This window comes from Chitinophaga arvensicola (assembly GCF_900110835.1).
Lineage (GTDB): Bacteria > Bacteroidota > Bacteroidia > Chitinophagales > Chitinophagaceae > Chitinophaga > Chitinophaga arvensicola.
The window spans coordinates 3,770,238-3,793,335 of record NZ_FOJG01000002.1 but is presented as its reverse complement, the minus strand read 5'-3'; the positions used below and the strand labels follow the sequence as shown (position 1 = coordinate 3,793,335).

Annotated in this window: 20 protein-coding genes; 7 read left to right on the top strand and 13 right to left on the bottom strand. The window is 47.3% G+C overall.

Translation table 11 applies throughout. From position 1 onward, the window contains the following. Both BMW79_RS32440 and BMW79_RS32435 read left to right on the top strand, forming a co-directional pair. Entirely contained in the window at window positions 1-1,158 is a 1,158-nt protein-coding gene (locus BMW79_RS32440; protein WP_089903524.1) for an alginate lyase family protein, read from the top strand. Between the two features lie 101 nt (window positions 1,159-1,259). Beyond that, a complete protein-coding gene (locus tag BMW79_RS32435; protein ID WP_089903521.1) occupies window positions 1,260-1,496 on the top strand; it encodes a hypothetical protein in 237 nt (78 codons plus the stop codon). Here the strand turns inward: BMW79_RS32435 and BMW79_RS32430 are convergent. Then, window positions 1,493-2,794: a hypothetical protein gene (locus tag BMW79_RS32430; RefSeq protein WP_089903514.1), complete on the bottom strand. Its 1,302-nt coding sequence runs from the start codon at window positions 2,792-2,794 to the stop codon at window positions 1,493-1,495. The genes BMW79_RS32435 and BMW79_RS32430 overlap by 4 nt on opposite strands. A 112-nt stretch (window positions 2,795-2,906) precedes the next feature. Here BMW79_RS32430 and BMW79_RS32425 point away from each other — a divergent pair, with 112 nt between their 5' ends. Beyond that, window positions 2,907-3,908 (top strand): FecR family protein, encoded by a 1,002-nt coding sequence (locus BMW79_RS32425; protein ID WP_177192426.1) that lies wholly within the window; start codon window positions 2,907-2,909, stop codon window positions 3,906-3,908. Between the two features lie 7 nt (window positions 3,909-3,915). On the opposite strand, the gene BMW79_RS32420 is transcribed toward BMW79_RS32425, so the two are convergent. The 4 genes from BMW79_RS32420 to BMW79_RS32405 all read right to left on the bottom strand — a co-directional run bounded on the left by BMW79_RS32420 (window position 3,916) and on the right by BMW79_RS32405 (window position 7,797). Beyond that, window positions 3,916-4,386 (bottom strand): MarR family winged helix-turn-helix transcriptional regulator, encoded by a 471-nt coding sequence (locus tag BMW79_RS32420; protein WP_177192425.1) that lies wholly within the window; start codon window positions 4,384-4,386, stop codon window positions 3,916-3,918. Window positions 4,387-4,694: 308 nt separating this feature from the next. Then, window positions 4,695-5,870, bottom strand: coding sequence for a mannonate dehydratase (gene uxuA, locus BMW79_RS32415; protein ID WP_089903503.1), 1,176 nt, complete (start codon window positions 5,868-5,870; stop codon window positions 4,695-4,697). Between the two features lie 84 nt (window positions 5,871-5,954). Beyond that, a complete protein-coding gene (locus tag BMW79_RS32410; RefSeq protein ID WP_177192424.1) occupies window positions 5,955-7,289 on the bottom strand; it encodes a glycerate kinase type-2 family protein in 1,335 nt (444 codons plus the stop codon). A 61-nt stretch (window positions 7,290-7,350) separates the two neighbouring features. Beyond that, window positions 7,351-7,797, bottom strand: coding sequence for a hypothetical protein (locus BMW79_RS32405; protein ID WP_089903497.1), 447 nt, complete (start codon window positions 7,795-7,797; stop codon window positions 7,351-7,353). 189 nt (window positions 7,798-7,986) lie between these two features. Between BMW79_RS32405 and BMW79_RS32400 the strand changes: the two genes are divergently transcribed. Next, complete coding sequence (locus BMW79_RS32400; protein ID WP_245752766.1) at window positions 7,987-11,034, top strand: amidohydrolase family protein; 3,048 nt, start codon at window positions 7,987-7,989, stop codon at window positions 11,032-11,034. A 23-nt stretch (window positions 11,035-11,057) separates the two neighbouring features. Beyond that, window positions 11,058-12,341: an amidohydrolase family protein gene (locus tag BMW79_RS32395; RefSeq protein ID WP_089903493.1), complete on the top strand. Its 1,284-nt coding sequence runs from the start codon at window positions 11,058-11,060 to the stop codon at window positions 12,339-12,341. Between the two features lie 40 nt (window positions 12,342-12,381). On the opposite strand, the gene tyrS is transcribed toward BMW79_RS32395, so the two are convergent. After that, window positions 12,382-13,665: a tyrosine--tRNA ligase gene (tyrS, locus tag BMW79_RS32390; RefSeq protein WP_089903490.1), complete on the bottom strand. Its 1,284-nt coding sequence runs from the start codon at window positions 13,663-13,665 to the stop codon at window positions 12,382-12,384. Window positions 13,666-13,847: 182 nt separating this feature from the next. On the opposite strand from tyrS, the gene BMW79_RS32385 reads away from it, so the two are divergent. Then, a complete protein-coding gene (locus tag BMW79_RS32385) occupies window positions 13,848-14,543 on the top strand; it encodes a TapB family protein (protein WP_089903486.1) in 696 nt (231 codons plus the stop codon). A 37-nt stretch (window positions 14,544-14,580) separates the two neighbouring features. Here BMW79_RS32385 and rfbD read toward each other — a convergent pair whose 3' ends face one another. The 6 genes from rfbD to BMW79_RS32355 are packed head-to-tail and all read right to left on the bottom strand — an operon-like array spanning window position 14,581 to window position 20,553. Further along, a complete protein-coding gene (gene rfbD, locus BMW79_RS32380) occupies window positions 14,581-15,447 on the bottom strand; it encodes a dTDP-4-dehydrorhamnose reductase (RefSeq protein WP_089903483.1) in 867 nt (288 codons plus the stop codon). A 9-nt stretch (window positions 15,448-15,456) separates the two neighbouring features. Then, window positions 15,457-16,017, bottom strand: coding sequence for a dTDP-4-dehydrorhamnose 3,5-epimerase (gene rfbC / locus BMW79_RS32375; protein WP_089903480.1), 561 nt, complete (start codon window positions 16,015-16,017; stop codon window positions 15,457-15,459). A gap of 53 nt (window positions 16,018-16,070) precedes the next feature. Further along, window positions 16,071-17,126 carry a dTDP-glucose 4,6-dehydratase gene (gene rfbB / locus BMW79_RS32370; protein ID WP_089903479.1) on the bottom strand — a complete coding sequence of 352 codons (1,056 nt, stop codon included), beginning with the start codon at window positions 17,124-17,126 and terminating at the stop codon, window positions 16,071-16,073. Between the two features lie 15 nt (window positions 17,127-17,141). After that, complete coding sequence (locus tag BMW79_RS32365; protein ID WP_089903476.1) at window positions 17,142-18,086, bottom strand: UDP-glucuronic acid decarboxylase family protein; 945 nt, start codon at window positions 18,084-18,086, stop codon at window positions 17,142-17,144. 17 nt (window positions 18,087-18,103) lie between these two features. Beyond that, window positions 18,104-19,417 (bottom strand): UDP-glucose dehydrogenase family protein, encoded by a 1,314-nt coding sequence (locus tag BMW79_RS32360; RefSeq protein WP_089903472.1) that lies wholly within the window; start codon window positions 19,415-19,417, stop codon window positions 18,104-18,106. Then, window positions 19,414-20,553, bottom strand: a complete 1,140-nt coding sequence (locus BMW79_RS32355; RefSeq protein ID WP_089903469.1) for a DegT/DnrJ/EryC1/StrS family aminotransferase — start codon at window positions 20,551-20,553, stop codon at window positions 19,414-19,416. The genes BMW79_RS32360 and BMW79_RS32355 overlap by 4 nt, the downstream gene beginning before the upstream one ends. Window positions 20,554-20,662: 109 nt before the next feature. On the opposite strand from BMW79_RS32355, the gene BMW79_RS32350 reads away from it, so the two are divergent. Beyond that, on the top strand, window positions 20,663-21,925 hold the full coding sequence (locus tag BMW79_RS32350; RefSeq protein ID WP_089903466.1) for a 3-deoxy-D-manno-octulosonic acid transferase: 1,263 nt from the start codon (window positions 20,663-20,665) through the stop codon (window positions 21,923-21,925). On the opposite strand, the gene BMW79_RS32345 is transcribed toward BMW79_RS32350, so the two are convergent. Continuing rightward, window positions 21,895-23,031, bottom strand: a complete 1,137-nt coding sequence (locus BMW79_RS32345; RefSeq protein WP_089903461.1) for a hypothetical protein — start codon at window positions 23,029-23,031, stop codon at window positions 21,895-21,897. The genes BMW79_RS32350 and BMW79_RS32345 overlap by 31 nt on opposite strands. Window positions 23,032-23,098 lie beyond the last annotated feature (67 nt).

Genomic DNA, 23,098 nt, shown 5'->3' with positions numbered 1-23,098 from the left:
ATGCGTACGTTCTTGATCGCGGTATTGATGAGCATCGTTCTGCTGGCAGATGCACAATCATTTTATCAGCAGCGGATCCTGGAGCATAATAAGGCCGCCATTGTTAGCCGGGCGCAATGGGCATTGCAGCAGGCGCCCGTAACCATTACCGCTTCCCGTTGTGAGCGTAGCGCCGGAGGCATCCATGATTTTTATTCCGAAGGCGACTACTGGTGGCCCGATCCGGCGAATCCGGACGGGCCTTATATTCAGCGCGACGGTCAAACCAACCCGGATAATTTTGTGGCGCACCGGCAGGCCATGATCCGTTTTAGTCGTGTGATGGGGGCGCTGGCAGCGGGTTATATGGCTACGAAAGACAACACCTATCTGCAACAGGCCTTGTTACATGCCAAAGCCTGGTTTGAAACAGCCGCTACGCGTATGAATCCTTCGCTGCTGTATGCGCAGGCCATTAAGGGAAAAACTACCGGCAGGGGCATTGGTATCATTGATACTATTCACCTGATGGAAGTGGCGCAGGCGTTGCTCATCATGGAGAAGGCAGGCCCCATTCCAGCGAAAGATCTGCAGGCATTTAAGCAATGGTTTAACGAATACCTGCAATGGCTTACCACACATCCTTATGGAAAAGATGAAATGAATGCGGCCAACAATCACGGTACCTGTTGGGTGATGCAGGTAGCGGCTTTTGCCCGTTTTGTGGATAACCGTGCATTACTGGATTTCTGCAGCAACCGTTATAAAACCGTCTTATTACCCCAACAGATGGCAGCAGACGGCAGTTTTCCCCTGGAATTGAAACGTACTAAACCTTACGGCTACTCGCTGTTTAACCTCGATGCCATGAGTACGCTCTGCCAGTTGTTAAGCACTCCGGATAATGATCTGTGGCAGTTTAGCGCCGACAGTAGCAAAAATATCGGGAAAGGGATGGCATTCCTTCTTCCTTTTGTAAAAGATAAAAGTAAATGGCCATATGCACATGATGTGATGTATTGGAACAATTGGCCGGTGGCGCAGTCTTTCCTCATTTTTGGTGCGGTCGCTTTGCAGGAGCCCCGTTATTATGAATTGTGGGAGTCACTAGATAAGGATCCGCAGGAGGAAGAAATACTTCGGAACCTGCCAATAAGGAATCCTTTGATCTGGTTATGAATAAGTTAGGATTTACAATTAATTAATATTCGGATGCTTTATTTTCTTAATGTAATTGCTTAACTTTAGGAGACTATACACTATGTTTAAACTTTAGAGAAATGAGTTGGATGGATGACTTGTATGTTATTTACCAAAAACTGGATGCCACCGGTTGCGAAGAGGTAAAACATGACATTTTAAAAGCCCAGATTGATGGTTGTAATCATGGAGAAATCTATTTCCTGGTATTACAACAACTGGTACAGATTAAAGCGGCAAAAGCTCCTGTTTACGAGCTGATTAAGGGTGAAGTAGAAAATATTATCCACTGTAGTAAAGGACAATACCTGAATTAGTTTTTTAATTCTTCTATCAGTTTCTGCACTTTGAGATAATTCGGCGCACCGGATGGGATTTTCAATAACCATTCCAGGCATTGCTGCTTGCGTCCTTCTTTCAGGTAGCTTAATGCAATGTAAAATGCGGCTTCATATTTAAGTTCACTGCTGTTGTTAAAAACAGTCAGCAGGTCCTGTCTTGCGCTTTCCTGCTGGTTCTGGTCTATCAGGGCCACGCCACGGTAATAGCGGGCGTACAGGTTCCCCGGATTTGTTTTCAGCGCATCGTTCAGTAGCAGGGTAGCTTCACCGAAATGTCCGTGATTGAATTGCACAATGGCTTCTTCAGGAAGCCGGAGGCTGTCTATATCCGGGATTTGCATTTCTGTGGAGGCAAATTGCCGGTAGATATTCTTTCTCCAGGGACTTACATACAGTAAAATGGCCATGGCTGCCGCTATCAGCGCGGTAAGGATCACGTAGTTCCGGATGGGAATTACGGAATTATCTTTCAGTGTATACCAGGCGTTGCGGTGGGTAAACAGCAGGTGTTGCAGTTCATCGCGGCCGGTATCATTGCAGATTTTCTGCGCGAGCAGCTGGCGAACAGCATCAAAGCGTTTTACCTGTTGGGAGAGCAGTGCATCGCCCTGCAGCCTGTCGGAGAAGGCTTTCCGGTCTGCTTCACTTAATTGCCCGCTGAGGAAACGGTCTGTTTCCAGCAGGTCTTTTTCAGAGAGACTATTCGCTTTTAGTTTGGTATCGATATCCCTGAACAGGGAGCGGAAGCAATCCGTTCTGCGGCTGGCAAGTTCTGTAACGGGAATATTGGTTTCTGCGGCGATATCTTCCTGCAGGCAGCCATCAGTAAGTGACCATCGGAGCAATTCCTTGCATTCATCAGATAAAGCGAGATAGTAGTGATAAATGAGTCGCCTTTTTTCCCCTTCTTTGAGCACATCTTCCACATCCTGGATATCATCCCTGCTCATGGTTGACAATTCCTCTGCTTCCAGACCCGGAATACGTTGGCCTCTCTTCTCCAGTTCCTGCTCCCAGATTCGTTTGCACAACAGTTGCAGGAAGGGTTCAAAGTCGGATACCTTCAACGGGTGACGGCGGGCGAAGTAATAAATGTCCATCAGTGCTTCTTCAAAGATATGGGCCGCATCTTTTACGTGACCGCTTTTTTGCAGAATAAACCGCTTCTCTTTGGATGCAAACCGTTGGTAAATATTTTCAATTACGCCCGGTCTGTGATAAAGCAATCCCTCAATATATTCCTGGTCGTTGTTTATTAATTGTTCAGGTGACATACATATCGTTTTTGCCTGGTTCCTCTCTACTAAAAATATTAAACCTAGCCGAAGTGACCTAATTATTTATTGGTACCCTCTGCAAATGCGATGCCTGTGCGGTGGAACTTGTATGGAAGTTAAGTATCTTGCCAAACATACCAGCTATAGCCGACAGTATCCATACATGATGTATCAACCCGGACCGGATGTCAGAGACCTGATATCAAGATTTATCCATACTCCGCAAGATCCGCTTTTGCAGGCACAAATTGCCGCTTTACGCGAGGAAGGTCCGGAGCAGGCTGCCTATGTGGAAAGCCAGCTGGCGGCCTGGCTGGCCGAAGGTGCACCTGCGCCGTTGACTACCGTGGTCCGGGAGCTGCCGCCTCCGTCGCCGGTGCGTGCTTCCAGGTATAAATGGATTGCTGCTGCCGTGGCTATTCCTGTAGTGGCCCTACTTATCTTTCTCTTTTATTCCAGGTCCGGAAAAGAAACATCCTTACACTACATCAATCTTACAGGGCATACAGATACGCTGTTGCTGGCCGGGGGAAGTACCCTGATTGCCCGGAAGGACGCGTCTCTCAGCTACGCTGCAAAGTTCGCTGTCACGCCTGAATTGCAGCTGCATCATGGCGATGTGTGGTTTGAGATCTTTATGCCCTCCCGCGTCCGGATGAAGCTGGATGAACACACGGATTTATATACACTGGAAGCGGTGTTTGCCGTGCATAAAACGGATGCGATCTTCAAAGTGTTGCTGATAAAGGGGAAAGCGACACTGGTATCTGATAAAGACAAAAAGCTACTCCTTACTCCCGGTATGATGGCTTCTCGTGAACAGCACCAGGCATTATTGCATAAAAACCCGAAGAGCCAGGCATTGCTCGCCTGGAAAACAGGAAAACTAAAGTTCAGGAATATTCCGCTGGATGAAATAATTGATGGGGTAAACAGTTATTTTGACCTGGATATCCAGGTGCCTCCCTCTGCCGTTAGCTTGTATAAGCGCAGCCTGACGGTGGATTTTGAGCACAGTTCTCCGGAAGAAACCCTGGCATTACTTCGCAAAGCGCTGAAGGCGCCTATCGTAAAAGACAGCGCCAACCGCTATTATATCACATTAAAATAGGCAATGATTAACTGAGGTTCAATCCTGTATTCAGTTGTTTCAGGATTGTTTTCAGTTGCAGGAGTGTATCTTCTCCGATGATGCTGGCATATAGTTGCTGTGCTTCGTCTACTGCTTCGTACGCATTGATCATGAATTCTTTCCCTTTTTCTGTGAGGAAAATGAGGCTGGCGCGGTTGTCGGTATCATGCTTTCGTGTAGCGATGTAATTGTCGGCTTCCAGGTTCTTTACTACCTTACTCATGGCCTGTTTGCTGATACGTGCCTTTCTGGCCAGATCGTTGTTGATGGTGCCTTGAGGATCTATATGCACCAGTAATACCATGTCGCCCAGCTTGAAATTCTTGTATCCGCGTTCCTGTAATTTTTGTGTAATACGCAGGTCTATATCCTTCTTGAACAGATTAATCAGGCGGGCAAGGCTATCCGGACGTTTGGCCAGGCATGCCTCATATCTCGCATCTATAGTTGCGCTCATCATATTGTAGGTTTGGTAAAAGTGACAGTTGATAAAATCTTGTCCTGATGCAATGCTACAAAAAAGCCGTGGTTTTTTGCATGTTGCTTTATAAAATCTCTTGTTCCAGGGCAATTAAAAAAGAAAGACCCACCGGTAGGGCGGGTCTTTAATATGGTTATGAGAGTAGTGTTATTTGTACGCGTAATCAGCCATTACGGTATGTGTTCAAATACGCTTTCTGCTCTGGTGTAGCATCTCAGTCCGACGATGGTATTGCTTATCCCCACCTTTACTCGTTGTGCAGACCTGATGCTGGTAGATGTCAGTCAATCAGAGCCTAAAGCCCCGGCGATGCCCATTTCCAGTCCCCGCAGTTCTGCCAGTCCGCGTAAACGGCCGATAGCGCTGTAGCCTGGATTGGTTTTTTTGTGGAGATCATCCAGCATCTGGTGGCCATGGTCCGGCCGCATAGGAATGGAAACATTGCGGCGTTTCATGGTGAGCAACAGATTTTTTACCACGGCAAACATATCCACATCGCCTTCCAGGTGGTTGGCTTCGTGGAAGTTGCCCAGCGCATCTCTTTGGGTGCTGCGCAGGTGGATAAAGTGGATGTGATCGCCCAGCCGTTCGATCATGCCGGGAAGATCATTATCGGCTCTTACGCCGTAGGAACCCGTGCAGAAGCAGAGACCATTGGCGGCATAAGGAGCAGCAATGAGCAGTTCCCGTGCATCCTGTTCGGTACTTACTACACGTGGCAGCCCGAAGATCGGGAACGGAGGATCATCCGGATGGATCGCCAGCTTGATGCCTGTTTCATCTGCAATAGGTGCGATCTGTTGCAGGAAATAGAACAGGTGCAGTTTCAGCTGGGTGGCATCAATGCCTTTATATTTATCCAATGCGGCCTGGAACTGTTGCAGCGTAAAGCTTTCTTCAGATCCGGGTAAGCCGGCAATGATATTTTTTTGTAACAGTTCTTTATCTGCATCGGTCATGCTGTCGAAATGCTCCTTAGCGCGGGCCATTTCTTCCTCGTTGTAGTCTTTTTCTGCGTCAGGTCTTTTCAGCATGAACAGGTCAAACGCCATGAACGCCGCTTTTTCAAAGCGGAGTGCCTTGGAACCATCTTCTACCGTGTAGGAAAGATCGGTGCGGGTCCAGTCGAGAACGGGCATGAAATTGTAGGTAACCGTCCGGATGCCGCAGGCAGCCAGGTTACGCAGGGTTTGCTGGTAGTTGTTGATATAATCTCTGAACCGCCCGCTCTGCGTTTTAATATCTTCATGTACCGGCACACTCTCTACAACAGACCAGGTAAGTCCGGCTGCTTCGATGATGGCTTTCCGCTTTAGTATCTCTTCCTTCGTCCATACCACTCCATTGGGCACATGGTGCAATGCGGTTACAATTCCGGTAGCTCCTGCCTGTTTAATATCAGACAGGCTAACCGGATCATTGGGCCCGTACCACCGCCATGTCTGTTCCATTCTCAGCATAATGCAAATACGTTTAGTAAATCCAGAATTTCTAGTTCCAAACCCCAAAAATATAATCTATCCACACATATACAAACTTTGATTTTAAATTTTAGCCCCGGCTGTTGTGATCAGCAGGATCATGAGGTCCATCACATTTGTTTGTGTAGGGCCTGTAATCATTAGTCCGCCTGCTTTTGAGAAGAAATGCCATGCATCGTTCTGTGTTAAAAAACTATTTGGATCAAGTCCCTTTTTTATCGCATTTTTTATCGTTGATGCATCCACGATAGCCCCGGCGGCATTGGTAGGACCATCGCTGCCATCGGTGCCTCCGCTCAGAAAAGTGATGCCGGGATGTTCGGAGAGGGCAATGCCTGCTGCCAGGGCCAACTGCTGATTTCGGCCACCAAGGCCGCTTCCCGTTACTTTTACCGTGGTTTCACCACCGGCGAGCAAACAAGCTGGTAAGGGTCCGGTATAACGGTGCGCAGTTTGTACCAGTTCGGCAGCTACTGCGTTCACATCTCCCGTAACAGTATCTGATAACAGCAACGGATGATATCCCAGCTGCCGGGCCTTTACGGCTGCGGCTTCCAGCGCAACCCGGTTGGTGCCGGCCAGGTAATTATGCGTCTTTTGCAAGGCAGGATCCCCGGGTTTAGGGGTTTCTGTTATCCTGCCGGCAACGCCATCTTCGATATATTGCAGGAGTGTGCCGGGTATTTTTTCCGGGAGATGATATTTGCGGAGTACCGTCAATGTATCCGAAAATGTAGAAGGATCTGCTACGGTAGGCCCAGAGCCTATCACGCTGAGATCATCGCCCACCACATCGCTGAGGATCAGCGTACATAACGTGGCCGGATATATGCTTTTGGCCAGCAGTCCTCCTTTGATACGGGAAAGATGTTTCCGTACCGTATTCATTTCCCGGATATCGGCGCCGCTTTTGAGCAATGCTTCCGATAACTGCTGTACCTCTGCTAAAGTGCTGCCTTCCGGCACATCGGCGAGCAGGGCAGAGGCGCCACCAGACAGTAGAAAAATTACCAGGTCCTGCGGCTGCACCTGCCGGGCCGTTTCCAGCAGCCTCACGGAGGCGGCTACACTTTGCTGATCCGGTACCGGATGCCCGGCTTCCATCAGTTCCAGGTGTTGTAACGGTAACGCATGTCCGTATTTGGTGACCACTACACCTTGTAATGGGAAGTGCCCGTCCAGGATCGTTTCCAGCTCCTGTGCCATGGCGGCGGCAGCCTTCCCCGCTCCCAATACCCAAACACGGGCGTCCTCAGAGAGGACGTAGTCATCTCCCGAAATCCTGATGGTGCGGTTGGCGGCGGGCACCTGTACATGTTGTTGCATCAGCTGTTTCGGGTGTACTGCCGCTACCCCGCTCAGGAAAATAGCTTGTATATCGGTACTGGTGTTATTCATATTTTCCGGCATAAAAAAAGCAGTGAGACACCTCACTGCTCCTATATTTTATGTAAATGATCTATTGTGCTGACGGAGTAGGGGAAGGATTTTTCTTTGTTCTCTTCTTCTCCATTTTCTGTTCAAGATGCTCTTTCTTGTTCATTTCCCAGTCGTTCCACTTTTTATATTGTGTGGGCGTCAATACCGTTTTAAACCGCTGGCTGCGTTCTGAATCCAGTGATTTAAACTGGGTCATGCGATCTTTTTTAGAAAGGGAAGGATCGTTTTTAACGGCATCCATACGACGCACAATATCCTGGTTGATCACAAGGATCTTCTTCTCCTGGTCTTTATTCAGATTCAGTTTGTGGGAAATCTTGTCTGTGATCTTATCGGCTCTTCCTTCCGCTGTCCAGCGTCCTTTTCCATTCACGGTAGTATCCTTTACCTGGGCGTAAGTAGTAGTGGTGATGGCTGCAAAAAAGCAGGTAAATAATATCGATGTATAAACGGCAATAAACTTCATAGTCAGCAGTATTAAAAACGAATTTAAACAAACTTAGGATGTAATCCCTTTTCAAATTATCCCTTTTTCGTGTGAATCCAAAATCCACTTACCACTCATAAAAAATATGCCGTTTTACGTAAACGCCCCTTAATGATTTATTACATTTATCAGATAACCTGAATCTGAACCGAAAATTAAAAGATTTACATGAAAAAAGTTGTTGAGAAACCCGGGACAGCTCTGCTGTCGCGGGGCATCGCCTATGCTATGAAACGGCATCGCAGTAAATGGCTGCTGCTGGCGCTGCTGGCTACCGGTACGGCTGCCACTGCCCAGGAAACTTTTCCGGTAAATGGTATCGCCGATCCCCGGGAAGGATGCTTTGCTTTTACACACGCAACGATCGTAAAAGACCCGCAAACCACCCTGAACAACGCCACGCTGGTGATCCGCGACGGAAAAATCGTGGATGCCGGTACCAGTGCAGTGATCCCGAAAGATGCCGTGATAGTGGATTGTAAAGGCAAATATATTTATCCGTCCTTTGTCGATATTTTCAGCAACTATGGCCTCTCCGAGCCCAAACGTGGTGGCTCTGCCTGGAATGCGGCGCCTCAGTTTACCTCTAACACCAAAGGTGCATATGGCTGGAATCAGGCCATTAAAAGTGAGGTAAATGCGGTGGATCTGTTTACGGCAGATGACGGAAAAGCCAGTCCCCTGAGGGAGGCTGGCTTTGGCACCGTACTTACCCAGCAGCCGGATGGCATCGCCCGGGGTACCGCCGCCCTGGTGACCCTGGCCAGTATTCCCGAAAATAAAGCCATTATCCGCGAGAAAGCCGCCGCAGCCTACTCTTTTGACAAAGGAAGTTCTACGCAGAACTATCCCAATTCCCTGATGGGTTGCATCGCATTGCTCCGTCAAACTTACCTGGACGCCCAATGGTATAAATCACAGCCGGCACGGGAAGGAGTAAACCTCAGTCTGCAGGCCTGGAATGCCAGTCAGCAGCTGCCACAGCTGTTTGAAACCACTGATAAATGGGACGCACTCCGCGCAGATAAGATTGGTGATGAATTTGGGGTGCAATACATCATCAAAGGCGGTGGCAACGAATACCAGCGCATACCTGAAATGGCCGCTACCAAAGCCACTTTCGTATTACCGCTGAATTTCCCCGGTGCTATTGATATGGAAGATCCGGCCGATGCCCGCTTTGTATCACTGGCAGAAATGAAACACTGGGAATTGGCGCCCACCGAACCGGCAGCTTTCGAAAAAGCCGGCATTCCCTTCTGCTTAACCGCCGCCGATCTGAAAGATGTAAAACAATTCCTGGCTAACGTCCGCAAGGCCATCAGCTACGGTTTGAGTGAACAAAAAGCTCTGGATGCGCTTACCAAAACACCCGCCACCCTGGTGAAAGCCTATGATAAAGTGGGTAGTCTCGATGCCGGTAAGCTGGCCAATTTCCTCATTACTTCCGGACCGCTGTTCAACGAAAAAACAATCCTCTACCAGAACTGGGTACAGGGCAACCGCTATACCATCAAAGCCGATGGCTGGAATGATATTCGTGGCATCTATACCGTTAATCTCAGTCCCGGCGCTACTTACACCGTGGAAGTAAGAGGTACGGCCACAGCACCTTTGCTCTCCGTTTTACAGAAAGATACCCTGCCCGGACGCATTGACGTAAATGGCAAACTGGTGTCGCTGTCGCTGCCACTCGTGAAAAACGGCAAAAACAATGTGCGTCTCAGTGGTATCATCAGCGATAATAACTGGACTGGTACCGGCGCCGATACCAGTGGTAACCTGGTAAAATGGACAGCGGTATTTGTAAAAACTGCTCCCGAAAAGCCAGATTCTGTCGCTAAGAATATTCCTTTAGCCACAGGGCCGTTGTACTATCCATTTAATGGCTATGGCTGGGAAAAGCTTCCGCGCCAGGAGGATCTGCTGATCCGCAATGCCACCGTATGGACCAGCGAGAAAGAAGGCAAACTGGAAAATACAGACGTATTGATCCGCAACGGCAAAATTGCGCAGATCGGGAAAAACCTTGCTGCCGGCAATGCCCGTGTTATTGATGGTACGGGGAAACACCTGAGTGCCGGCATCATTGATGAACACTCGCATATTGCACTCAGCAAAGGAGTGAACGAATCCTCCCAGTCAGTAACGGCAGAAGTGCGCATTGCAGATGTACTCAATCCGGATGATATCAACATATACCGCCAGCTCAGCGGCGGTGTTACCGCTTCACATCTGCTGCATGGCAGCGCCAATGCGATCGGCGGACAATCACAACTGATCAAGCTGCGTTGGGGCCAAAATGCGGAAGACCTGAAAGTGACCAACTGGGATCCTTTCATCAAATTTGCATTGGGCGAAAACGTGAAGCAATCCAACTGGGGCGAACGGAACACCGTACGTTTTCCACAAACCAGGATGGGAGTTGAACAGATTTACACAGATGCGTTTACCCGTGCCCGTGATTACGAAAAACAAGGCCCCGGCAAGCGCCGCGATCTGGAACTGGATGCCCTCGTGGAAATCCTGCACCAGAAACGTTTCATTACCTGCCACTCTTATGTGCAGAGTGAAATCAATATGCTGATGCACGTGGCCGACAGTTTCCATTTTAAAGTAAACACGTTCACGCATATCCTGGAAGGATATAAAGTAGCTGATAGAATGAAGGCACATGGCGCCGGCGCCGGTACCTTCGCCGATTGGTGGGCCTATAAAATGGAGGTACAGGATGCCATTCCATACAATGCCTCGCTCATGCAAGGGGTGGGCGTGCTCACCGCCATCAACTCCGATGATGCCGAAATGGCCCGCCGCCTGAACCAGGAAGCCGCTAAAAGTATCAAGTATGGCGGCATGACAGAAGACGAAGCCATCAGGCTGGTAACCATCAATCCCGCGAAATTGCTGCATGTGGATAACCGCATGGGAAGTATTAAAGTAGGTAAAGACGCCGATGTGGTGTTGTGGAGCGACAACCCGCTCAGTATTTACGCCAAAGCTGAAAAGACCATTGTAGATGGCATCGTGGAATTTGACCGGGACAATGATGCGCAGCTCCGTAAACGCATTGCTGCCGAACGTAACCGCCTGACACAGCAACTACTGGCGGAAAAGAAGAAAGGAACACCCACCCGCAAAGCGGAATTTGTAGCAGAGGAAATATACCACTGTGAAGACCTGCAGGGAGGACATCAGCAGGCAATCGGCCAATAATCACATTCTAAATGCAACAAGCGATGAAAAAACAACTGATTATATGTACACTGGCCCTGAGTGCTTATGCTGCCCGGGCACAGGAAACTATATCGCCGGCAGGCCCGCAGGGCAAACCGGTTTATCTTACCAACGCGACTATTCATGTGGGCAACGGACAGGTAATAGAAAACGGCACCATTGCATTCAGCAACGGGAAAATCACTGCAGTAGGTAATAATGTCACTGCCAGCAACGATGCCACTGTCCTGGATCTCAAAGGAGAGCATGTTTATCCCGGTATCATTGCCCCGGAAACCAACCTGGGGCTGGTGGAGTTTGAAAGTGTACGCGCCACGATCGATGCCAGGGAAGTGGGAGAAATGAATCCTTCCGTGCGTTCCCTGATTGCATACAATGCGGATTCAAAAGTGATCAATACACTGCGCTCCAATGGTATCCTGCTGGCACAGGTAACCCCACAGGGAGGTGTTATCAGCGGTACTTCTTCGGTGGTACAACTGGATGCATGGAACTGGGAAGATGCCGCCTACAAAACAGACAATGCGTTACATTTTTTCCTGCCCAGCCTGTCGCCGGCAAGTAGCGGCCGTAGCGGCGCCTCCGGTGATCGTCAGAAACTGGCCATGGAACAGATTGAAAAGGTGCGAACATTTTTCCGCGAAGCCAAAGCTTACCAGCAGGAAGGAAAACACAGTGCTGCGAACCTGAAATTTGAATCGATGCGCAAGTTGTTCGCCCGGGAACAGAAGCTGTTTATCCACTGCGAACTGGTTAAAGAAATGTTGGTGGCCATTGACTTTGCGAAAGAGTTTCAACTGGATGTGGCTATTGTAGGGGGAACAGACTCCTGGCTGATGGCGGATATCCTGAAACAGAACAATATCCCGGTAATATTGTCACAGCCACATGCCCTGCCTGTTATGCAGGACGACGACATCGATCAGCCTTATAAAACAGCGGCACAGCTGCAGAAGGCAGGTGTGTTGTTCTGCCTGAGCAATGAAGGCTTCTGGCAGCAGCGTAACCTGGGCTTTGAAGCCGGAACTGCTGCTACTTATGGCTTAACCAAAGAAGAAGCACTGACAGCAGTTACGCTCAATGCTGCTAAAATTCTGGGAATTGATAAAACAACCGGTTCCCTGGAAACGGGTAAAGATGCCAACATCGCGGTCAGTAAGGGAGATATATTGGATATGAAGTCGAGTGTGATTACCCGGGCGTTTATCCAGGGCAGGGAAATCAACCTGGATAATAAGCAGAAGCAGTTGTATGAGAAATATAAGCAGAAATATGGGTTGAAATAGATATAAAAAGAAAGGCTGGTATCATACCAGCCTTTCTTTTTTATATCGCTTTTACGAGATAATAATTTTTCTTTCCCTTCTGGAAGAGAATATATTTATCACGCAGTAAAGCAGCGGTGCTGATCACCGTTTCAATACCTTCTATTTTATTTTTATTCATGCTCACCCCACCGCCCTGCACTGTTTTGCGGGCTTCTCCCTTGCTCGGGAAAATACCTGTTTCTGCCAGCAGGCTTACTACATCTTTTCCTGCTTCCAGGTCGGCTTTTGCCACTTCGTATTGTGGTACACCGGCCATTACATCCAGCAGTTGCTCTTCGGTGAGCGATACCAGCAATTCTGCGGTATCATTGCTAAAAAGCAGGGAAGATGCTTTTACGGCAAATTCGTAGCTTTCTTCGCCATGTATAAAGGTGGTTACTTCTTTGGCGAGTCTTTGCTGTAACTGTCGTAAGTGTGGTGCTTCGCGATGTTTGGCAATCAGTTCATCCACTTCCGGTTGTTCCATGAAGGTGAAGATTTTGATATAGCTTTCTGCATCTACGTCGGTCGTGTTCAGCCAGAACTGGTAGAACATATACGGAGAAGTACGCCTGGAATCGAGCCAAACGGTTCCCTGTTCTGTTTTACCGAATTTGGTGCCATCTGCTTTTTTAATGAGCGGACAGGTAAATGCGAATGCCTCACCGCTGGCTTTACGACGGATCAGTTCTGTACCGGTAACAATGTTACCCCACTGATCTGAGCCACCCATCTGCAGTTTGCAGTTTTTGGCAGTATACAAATGATAGAAATCGTAACCCTGTATCAGCTGATAGGTAAATTCAGTGAATGACATCCCGTTGTCGCCTTCAATCCGTTTTTTAACGGAATCTTTGGCCATCATATAATTTACGGTGATGTGCTTACCGGTGTCGCGAATAAAATCGAGGAAGGAAATGTGTTGGAACCAGTCGAAGTTATTCACCATTTCTGCCGCATTGGGTTTAGCGGGATCAAAGTCCAGGAAGCGTTCCAGCTGTGCTTTAATACCGGCTACATTCTTTTGCAGGGTATCCAGGTCCAGCATCTTTCTTTCTTCCGCTTTAAAGGAGGGGTCGCCTACCATGCCGGTAGCGCCGCCCACCAGTGCGAGGGGCTTATGTCCTGCCTTTTGCAGGTGCACCAGTAACAGGATGGGCACCAGGCTACCAATGTGCAAAGACTCTGCAGTAGGGTCAAAACCAATATAGGCAGTGGTCATTTCCTTTTGCAGTTGCTCATCCGTGCCAGGCATCATATCCTGTAGCATACCCCGCCAGCGCAGTTCTTCTATCAGATTCATGATTTTAATAACAATTTTTGCAAACCTACATAAAATTCACAGGATTCACCGATTTTAACGCTACTGGCTCCGCTTTAGCAAATATCTATGTAAATTTATAGAGAGATGGGACAGCCACAGCTGTCACCAGCGGCTCAGGCACCATCACAAACTTACTTCCTCACCCCAAAATGTAATATGTTATGAAAAACACACTCATTTTCCTGTTGACTTTATGTTGTGCCGTACCCTCGCTGGCACAGGATTGTAAAGGATATTATTACCTGCTGAATAATGCGGAAATCGAAATGACTATACTGGATGCCAAAGGAGCCGCCAGTGGAAAAACCATCTATAAGGTGACCAATGTACAGAAAGAAGGCAGTGCTACCACCTCAGATTTTACAAATACTTTTTACGATAAAAACAATAAACTCATGACTTCCGGCACCGGTCATTTTAAGTGCAGCGGCAACGGGGTGGCCATAGATATGAAAATGAGTATACCGGTAATGCCGCAGACAAAGGATATGAAAATGGAAGGAAAAACCAACGCCACATTCCTGGATTATCCCTCCGGACTGCACGTGGGACAGGAGTTACCAGGCGGTACTTTCGATATGAACACCACTGTGAATGGAATGGATATGGGGATCACTTATACGATCGCTAACCGGAAAGTAGTAGCTAATGAAAAAGTGACTACACCTGCAGGGAGCTGGGATTGTTTTAAAATATCTTATGACCTTAATTTCGAAATGAAGATGATGGGGAGGGGAATTCCTATGAAATTCAATGCGGTAGAGTGGTTCGCGCCAGATTTTGGTCCGGTAAAGACTTCCTCCAGTAAAGACGGCAAAGAGATGGGTGGTACGATGATTGCAGCCGTGAAGAAGTAAAAAAAGTCCCGTTGGGTAAGCCAACGGGACTAAGCAGTTATATATTTTTCAGGCATTTCGCTAAACTATCTCTCCAGTAGGGAATGGTTAAGCCAAAAGTGCTTTTTATTTTTTCCTTATTCAGTACGCTATAGGCCGGACGAACCGCTGCGGTTTTGTATTTATCAGAGGTTACCGGATAAATAGCCGTGGTAGCATTGGTCATTTCTTTGATGGTAACGGCAAAATCGAACCAGCTGGTAACGCCTTCATTGCTGTAGTGGTATACTCCGCCAATGGCAGCATCCGGATTAGCTGTTTTGAATTGCAGTATATCAAGAATTGCTTTGGCCAGGTCACCGGCATAAGTAGGCGTGCCTGTCTGGTCAAAAACAACATTCAGTTCCTGTTTTTCCTGCATCAGTTCCCGCATCCGTTTTACAAAGTTAACGGCGTATTCGGAATAGAGCCAGGAGGTACGGAGGATAATAGTATCTGGGTTGTAACCGGCAGCTGCGGCTTCTCCACGTACTTTGGAGGCGCCGTAGATTCCCTGTGGATCGGTGTCGTCCTGTTCTGTGTATGGCACATTTTGTTTACCGCTGAAAACATAATCGGTAGAGATATGTAAAAGCTGGGTATTATGTTGCGCGCATATTTCAGCCAGGCTTAACACTGCCTGGAAGTTCAGGAGAAATGCCTTGTCTTCATCCGTTTCAGCTTTATCTACTGCAGTGTAGGCAGCGCAGTTGATACAGGCATCAATCTGTTGTGCAGAGAAATAGGCTGCGAGGGCATCCGCATCTGTAATATCCAGGTCCTGGTAATCAGTAAATAACAGGTTGAATTGTGTAAAATCGCCGGCAACTTTTTGCAGGGCCTGTCCTAACTGGCCGTTTCCGCCGGTAACAAGAATATTTTTCATGGCAAATGATCAGCTGTTAAAAATAAAATTATGTTGAATTTCCGCCAGGGTAGGCAGAATAAGATCTTTGTCTGAAACAACGGCATCTGCAAGGTCGATACCCCAATCGATACCCAGTGCCGGATCATTATAAATGATGCCGCCTTCACTGCCTTTATGGTAGAAGTTATCACATTTATACATTACTTCTGCGGTTTCACTGATAACAGCATACCCGTGGGCAAAGCCTTTAGGGACCAGCAATTGCAACTTGTTCTCCGCACTCAGTTCTATGGCAAAGGATTTACCGTAAGTAGGAGAGCCTTTGCGGATATCTACAACAGCATCAATAATCCTGCCTTCCAGTACTCTTACCAGCTTGGTTTGCGCATAAGGTTCCAGTTGATAGTGGAGTCCCCTCAATACACCATAGGTGGAGCGGGCCTGGTTGTCCTGTACAAATTTGTATTCAATACCTTCTGCACTGAAAGTATTGGCATTATAGCTTTCAAAAAAATAACCACGATGATCGCCATGGACTTTCGGCGCGTAGACTAACAGATCAGGTATCCCGGTTTGTTGAAAAGGCATATGTAATAGCTAAGCATTAGGAGCGGTTAGCTCATAGAGCCAACCGCTGGTAATTATCTTTTTTGATATTGTTCGTTATAGTATTGCTGGTAGGCACCGCTGGTAACATTGTTCAGCCATGTCTCGTTTTCCAGGTACCAGTTCACCGTTTTTTCAAGGCCTTCCTCAAACTGAAGGGAAGGTTCCCATCCCAGTTCTTTATTGAGTTTGGTAGCATCAATGGCATAACGGAGATCATGACCGGCCCTATCTTTTACATAGGTGATCAGCTGGGCAGAAGTACCTTCCGGTCTTCCCAGTTTCTCATCCATGATTTTGCAGAGCAACTGAATGAGGTCAATGTTTTTCCACTCATTAAAGCCACCAACATTATAGGTTTCCCCGATTTTACCTTGGTGGAAAATTGTATCAATGGCGCGGGCATGGTCATTTACATATAACCAGTCACGTATGTTTTCTCCTTTTCCATAAACAGGCACCGGCTTGTTATTCTTGATATTGTGAATAGCCAGCGGGATCAGTTTCTCCGGAAAATGATGAGAGCCATAGTTATTGGAACAATTGGAAATAACGGCAGGCAAATGGTAAGTATGGTAATAAGCCATTACAAAGTGATCCGAACTGGCTTTTGAAGCGGAGTAGGGGGAACGCGGATCATAAGCAGTTGTTTCCAGGAAGAAGCCTTCTTCTCCCAGCGATCCATACACTTCGTCGGTAGATACATGATAGAATAGTTTTCCATTCATATCATCTTTCCACAGCTTTCTTGCACTGTTCAGCAATACTGCCGTACCAAGTACATTTGTTTTGATAAATGCCAGCGGATCCATGATAGAGCGGTCTACATGACTTTCTGCTGCCAGGTGAATAACACCATCAAACTGATATTTTGCGAAAAGGGTCTCAATAAATGATTCATCCGTGATATCTCCCTTCTCAAAAATATAATTAGGTTTATCTTTTATATCCGTCAGGTTCTCCAGATTACCAGCATAAGTAAGTGCGTCCAGATTTACGATCTGGTAATCAGGGTACTTATTGACAAATAACCGAACCACATGAGAGCCAATGAAACCGGCTCCACCGGTAATTAATAGTTTCCGCTTCATTCCTGGGAATAGTTTTTATTGTAATAAGGCTTCTTTAAAATATTCATAAGTGATCCTTAAACCTTCCTGTCTGCCAACTTTTGGCTCCCAACCCAGCAGGGTACGTGCTTTCGTAATATCAGGCTGACGTTGTTTAGGGTCATCTTTTGGTAACGGATGATAAACGATCTTCTGTTTGGATCCTGTTAATGCAATAATTTCTTCTGCAAACTGGTTCAGGGTAATTTCCTGTGGATTACCAATGTTGACTGGCAGGTGATAATCGCTTAACAGCAGCCGGTAAATGCCTTCCACGAGATCATCTACATAACAAAATGAACGGGTTTGGCTACCATCGCCAAATACAGTCAGGTCCTGACCATTCAGGGCCTGGCTCATAAATGCAGGCAGAGCGCGACCATCATTGAGTCGCATACGCGGACCATAAGTATTGAAGATACGAATGATACGTGTTTCCACGCCATGAAAATTATGGTAAGCCATGGTGATGGATTCGAGAAATCTTTTAGCCTCATCGTATACACCTCTGGGCCCTACCGGGTTTACGTTACCCCAGTATTCTTCCGGTTGCGGGTGTACGTTCGGATCACCATATACTTCGGAGGTAGAAGCAACAAGGATACGCGCTTTTTTCTCCTTAGCCAGTCCCAGCAGATTGTGCGTACCCAGGGAGCCCACTTTCAGTGTCTGAATAGGCATTTTCAGGTAATCAATGGGGCTTGCAGGAGAGGCAAAGTTCAGGATGTAATCCAGTTTACCGGGGACATGTACAAACTTGGTAACATCGTGATGATAGTATTCAAATTCCGGTAAAGGAAAAAGGTGTTCTATATTTTTGATATTACCAGTGAGCAGGTTGTCCATGCCTATGACATGAAACCCTTCTTTTATAAAACGATCACAAAGGTGGGATCCGAGAAATCCGGCGGCACCTGCAATAAGTATTCTCTTCTTTTCCATATGTCAGGTATAAATAGTTACAGAATAGCAGGAATGCGACCCACACTTTCATAATGATAACCCAGTTCTTTCATTCGGCTTACCTCAAAGAGATTTCTTCCGTCAAAAATAGCCTGGTTTTTCAAGGCAGCTGAAATTTTATGGAAGTCAGGAGTCCTGAATACACTCCACTCTGTGGCAATAATCAGGGCATCTGCATCTTCCAGACAGGTGTACTGGTGATCGGCATAAATTACCTTGTCACCTAATAACTGTTTTACATTGTTCATGGCCTCCGGGTCAAAAACTGTTACCGTGGCTCCTTCAGCCAGCAAAGCTTCAATAATATATAATGCCGGTGCTTCCCTGATATCATCCGTATTGGGTTTGAATGATAAGCCCCATAAAGCAAAATGTTTGCCTTGCAGGTTGTTGTTGAAGAAAGCTTTTATTTTGGGAAGAAGGAATAATTTTTGTTTTTCATTGACATCCATCACAGCGTTAAGTATCTTAAACTCATACTGTGCATCTTCTGAGGATTTAACCAATGCCTGTACATCTTTGGGGAAACAACTGCCACCATAGCCAATACCCGGGAAGAGAAAGCGTTTTCCGATGCGATCGTCACTCCCAATTCCACGGCGAACCATATCTACATCAGCACCGATTTTTTCACATAATACCGCAATTTCATTCATGAAGGAGATCTTCGTAGCCAGGAATGAATTGGCAGCATACTTGGTGAGTTCAGCTGATTTTTCATCCATGAACAAAATTGGATTTCCTTGTCTCACAAAGGGAGCATATAATTCTCCCATTACTTTCCTGGCTCTTTCAGAAGTAGTACCAATGACCACCCTGTCAGGTTTCATGAAATCATCTACCGCCACACCTTCGCGTAAAAACTCCGGATTGGATACGACATCAAACGGAGTTTTACAGTTCTGCGCAATGGCAGCTGTTACTTTTTCCGCTGTGCCTACAGGAACAGTGCTTTTATCCACAATCACCTTATAGTCGGTCATGATCTTTCCCAGATGTGCTGCAACATTCAGTACAAATGAAAGATCGGCTGAGCCGTCTGCGCCGGGAGGAGTTGGCAATGCCAGGAAAATTACTTCCGCATCCTTGATTCCTTCTTCGAGGTTGGTGGTAAAAGACAAGCGCTCTTCTTTCAGGTTGCGCTCAAATAGTTTTTCCAGCCCTGGTTCATAAATAGTAATCTGACCGGACGAAAGTTTTTCTACTTTGTTAGCGTCAATGTCTACACAGGTAACATCATTTCCTGTTTCGGCAAAACAGGTACCCGTTACGAGGCCTACGTAACCGGTACCTACTACTGTAATCTTCATGTTGGGGGATTATTTAAAAATGATTTAACGGACTGGATAATATGCTCCAGCTGATCGGGATCCATTTCAGTGTGTATCGGCAAGGAAATCACCTTTGTGGTGAGATTATCGGTAACGGGGAGATCAAAAGCAGCACCGCCGAAGTGCTCGAACATTTTTTGGCGGTGAGCAGGAACAGGGTAATAGATCATGGCAGGTACTTCTTTTTCCGCCAGGTATTTTTGCAATTCATTTCTGTCGGCACCATTCAATTGAAGTGTATATTGATGAAACACATGATAGCTATAAGGTGCACGGTGCGGGGTCGTGATCTGTGGGATACCTGCGAAAGCGGCGTCGTAGGCATCTGCTACAGCGCGGCGGGCAGAAATATAGTCATCCAGCAATGGCAGTTTAATGCGTAACACAGCTGCCTGTACAGAATCCAGGCGGGAATTGCAGCCTACCACATCATGATAGTAGCGGGCCGACTGGCCATGGTTGGCCACCATCCGGATTTTTGCCGCCAGTTCGTCGTCGTTGGTGAAAATGGCGCCACCATCTCCGTAACAACCCAGATTTTTTGACGGGAAGAAGGAGGTACAGCCAATATGCCCGATAGCACCGGCCTTTTTCTTGGTTCCATCACTGTAGGTATAGTCGGCGCCAATGGCTTGCGCATTATCTTCAATCACATAGAGGTTGTGTTTAGCTGCCAAAGCCATCAAAGGCTCCATATCTGCCACGTGACCATACAGGTGTACTGGTACAATCGCTTTGGTTTTAGGAGTAATCGCCTTTTCAATAGCAGCTACATCTGCGCAATACGTCTGGGGATCTACATCCACAAACACCGGTTTCAGTTGCAGTAAAGCGATTACTTCTGCGGTAGCAATAAAGGTAAAAGAGGGGGTTATTACTTCGTCACCTGGTTCCAGTCCGAGCGCCATCATGGCAATTTGAAGAGCGTCCGTACCGTTTGCGCAGGGAATCACATGCTTAACGCCCAGGTAGGATTGTAACTCTCCGGCAAACTTTTGCACCGCACCACCGTTAATAAAAGCGGAACTATCCAGCACCTCACCGATGGCTGCATCTACCTGTGATTTAATCTTCGTATACTGGCGTTTCAAGTCCACCATCTGAATAGGAACCATATGATCGTATATTTTTATTTTGTTTAAAGTGTGCAAATTTACAAATTTTGGGATTGGCTGGGGATTATCTTTGCATTCAACTGAAAATTAAGTAAAAGTACGCAGGCGAATGATAGCAACAGGAATTTATAACGCAGGGCTTCAATTATATAACGCAGGAGTACACCTCGCCGCTATGGCGGGTAAAGTAAAAGCACAGCGCTGGATTCAGGGCCGGCAGAACTGGGCTTCCCGCATGCGGGAAGCCGGTATAGGCGCCCAGTCGGTGGTATGGGTGCATGCTGCCTCCCTGGGCGAATTCGAGCAGGGAAGACCCGTACTGGAAGCAATCCGCACTACCTGGCCTGGTTATAAAATTTTGTTAACTTTTTTTTCGCCTTCTGGCTACGAAGTCCGGAAAGATTATAAAGGCGCTGATTATATCTGTTATCTCCCCCTGGATACCCGGAAAAATGCCCGGGAGTTCCTGGATATTGCCCGGCCCGCCATGGCCATCTTTATTAAATATGAGTTCTGGTATCACTATCTCACGGCTTTGCATAAACGAAATATTCCCACCTTGCTTGTATCCGGTATTTTCCGGCCAGACCAGGTGTTTTTCAAAGGATATGGAGGGATGTTCCGCCGTTTGCTGGAACAACTAACGCATATTTTTGTGCAGAATAATGCCTCTCAACAACTACTTCAACAGATCGGACTACGAAACAGCAGTATCAGTGGAGACACCCGGTTCGACCGTGTGTCTGCCTTATTGCAGGAGCATCGCGAATTGCCTGAAATTTCCCTTTTTGTAGGAAAAGGCCGATTGGTAGTGGCGGGAAGCACCTGGCCGGCCGATGAAAAAGTAATCAGTGAATGGTGGCTGGAAAAGGAGGAAACAGATCTGAAACTGATTCTTGCCCCTCATGAAATCCACGAAAATCATATACAATCCATTCTTGCACTGTTTCCAGGTGCGCAGCGTTTCTCTGAAGTGAAAGCAGGCGCTCCCGCTACGGCTGATGTGCTCATCATTGACAACATCGGTATGCTGACAGCCCTATACCGTTATGCCACTATCGCCTATGTAGGTGGCGGCTTTGGTAAAGACGGCATTCATAATATACTGGAACCGGCTGTGTATAGCAAGCCGGTGATCATGGGGCCGGAGTTCGGAAAATATTTTGAAGCAGTAGAACTGGAAAAAGCGCGCGGCGCATTGGTAGTGCATAACCACAGAAATCTCCATACACAAATGGAAATGCTGCTGTCAGATGACGCTTATTACAATAATGTGGCTGCTATAGCGGGAAATTACGTAGCCGCCAATACAGGCGCTACCCAAAAAATAATGAAGTATATTCAGGAAAAACGTTTTCTAAGCAAAGAATAGAAATGTTGTACCAGGTGGTGGTCATCTTCCCACCCCTGGATGATTTTTATTTCCCGCTGGATCCAATAATCTGCTTCCTGCAGATTACCAAACTCGTTAATGGTTTTAATGGATCGCTCGTAAAGGTCGCGGTCCCCACGGAACAGCTCTTGTATAAACTGGTATTTATCGTTGATACCGATAGCCTGCCGGAGGTCATTGATCGGCATTTCTCCCAATTTCTGGGCTACTTCCACCTGTTGCTGACGTAAGCGGTCGTTCAGGGAAAGACCGTTGTTACCAACCAGTTCGTTGAGATCTTTTCTGAGCGCCCCATTTTCTTTGCTGTGTGGCACATCGTCAAAAAGTGTGGCTGCCTGTGCCTGCTTCGGCTTTTCAGTGGACTGATTTGCGGCCAGTGTAGGAATGGGCTGAGCAGTTACTACTGGTTCCGGTTTGGGAGGCACCAGGTCTGCGGCTGGTGGCACTTCCGCCATCGGTATTTCCGATGGTGAGGGAGCAGGTACGGACACTACCGGAGCAACAGTTGTTTCCGCTGCCGGGGCAGCAGGCTTTTCTGCTGCGGGTGATGGTGTAACAGGCGCTGCTGGGGGTGGTGCCTGCTGGTAATAAGGAGCCACCGGTGTGGGTAATTCCTCTGGTTTCGGAACTTCCACCGGCTTTGGCGCCTGGGGTGCAGGAGATGCTGCCGGCTGTGTATGGCTGGCGGCTATTTTCGCTGCCCTGGCAGCTCTTGTATTAATATCTTCCGAAATAATAATGGTATTGTGGGTGGGCACATCGTTTAACCTGGCTGCGCGAATATTTACTTCCTCCGGCGCTGGTGGCGCTGGCTCCGCAACCGGGGTTTCCAACGGTTTATTTGACGGTAATGTCGTAGTTTGCGCCGCAGTTGCTGCCGGAACAGTTGCCTGCACTGGCTGCTGGGACGGCATGATCACCGCAATATTTCCCTGGGAAGATTGTGCCTGTTGCTGATGCTGCTTATTGCGTGCATGCAACACCTCTGCCTGAAGCAATTGCGCGTAGTACGAAATTGTCGAAAGGTCAGCCCCGGAATTTTTTAATTCCTGTAGTTTCTCAATTAATGCATTAATTTTTTCCATGCCTTAATTGTTAACGGGTTAGTGATGGAAATTATTTTATTTTCATAAAATTAGAATATTTTAATTA

Excerpts from the sequence above, each read along its gene's own strand:
- BMW79_RS32360 (WP_089903472.1), bottom strand. The coding sequence starts at position 19,417 with ATGAAGATTACAGTAGTAGGTACCGGTTACGTAGGCCTCGTAACGGGT.
- BMW79_RS32430 (WP_089903514.1), bottom strand. The coding sequence starts at position 2,794 with ATGTCACCTGAACAATTAATAAACAACGACCAGGAATATATTGAGGGA.
- BMW79_RS32405 (WP_089903497.1), bottom strand. The coding sequence starts at position 7,797 with ATGAAGTTTATTGCCGTTTATACATCGATATTATTTACCTGCTTTTTT.
- BMW79_RS32440 (WP_089903524.1), top strand. The coding sequence starts at position 1 with ATGCGTACGTTCTTGATCGCGGTATTGATGAGCATCGTTCTGCTGGCA.
- BMW79_RS32345 (WP_089903461.1), bottom strand. The coding sequence starts at position 23,031 with ATGGAAAAAATTAATGCATTAATTGAGAAACTACAGGAATTAAAAAAT.
- BMW79_RS32395 (WP_089903493.1), top strand. The coding sequence starts at position 11,058 with ATGAAAAAACAACTGATTATATGTACACTGGCCCTGAGTGCTTATGCT.
- BMW79_RS32435 (WP_089903521.1), top strand. The coding sequence starts at position 1,260 with ATGAGTTGGATGGATGACTTGTATGTTATTTACCAAAAACTGGATGCC.
- tyrS (WP_089903490.1), bottom strand. The coding sequence starts at position 13,665 with ATGAATCTGATAGAAGAACTGCGCTGGCGGGGTATGCTACAGGATATG.
- BMW79_RS32385 (WP_089903486.1), top strand. The coding sequence starts at position 13,848 with ATGAAAAACACACTCATTTTCCTGTTGACTTTATGTTGTGCCGTACCC.
- BMW79_RS32410 (WP_177192424.1), bottom strand. The coding sequence starts at position 7,289 with ATGAATAACACCAGTACCGATATACAAGCTATTTTCCTGAGCGGGGTA.
- BMW79_RS32365 (WP_089903476.1), bottom strand. The coding sequence starts at position 18,086 with ATGGAAAAGAAGAGAATACTTATTGCAGGTGCCGCCGGATTTCTCGGA.
- BMW79_RS32400 (WP_245752766.1), top strand. The coding sequence starts at position 7,987 with ATGAAAAAAGTTGTTGAGAAACCCGGGACAGCTCTGCTGTCGCGGGGC.
- BMW79_RS32420 (WP_177192425.1), bottom strand. The coding sequence starts at position 4,386 with ATGAGCGCAACTATAGATGCGAGATATGAGGCATGCCTGGCCAAACGT.
- rfbB (WP_089903479.1), bottom strand. The coding sequence starts at position 17,126 with ATGAAGCGGAAACTATTAATTACCGGTGGAGCCGGTTTCATTGGCTCT.
- BMW79_RS32350 (WP_089903466.1), top strand. The coding sequence starts at position 20,663 with ATGATAGCAACAGGAATTTATAACGCAGGGCTTCAATTATATAACGCA.
- rfbD (WP_089903483.1), bottom strand. The coding sequence starts at position 15,447 with ATGAAAAATATTCTTGTTACCGGCGGAAACGGCCAGTTAGGACAGGCC.
- BMW79_RS32355 (WP_089903469.1), bottom strand. The coding sequence starts at position 20,553 with ATGGTTCCTATTCAGATGGTGGACTTGAAACGCCAGTATACGAAGATT.
- uxuA (WP_089903503.1), bottom strand. The coding sequence starts at position 5,870 with ATGCTGAGAATGGAACAGACATGGCGGTGGTACGGGCCCAATGATCCG.
- rfbC (WP_089903480.1), bottom strand. The coding sequence starts at position 16,017 with ATGCCTTTTCAACAAACCGGGATACCTGATCTGTTAGTCTACGCGCCG.
- BMW79_RS32425 (WP_177192426.1), top strand. The coding sequence starts at position 2,907 with ATGGAAGTTAAGTATCTTGCCAAACATACCAGCTATAGCCGACAGTAT.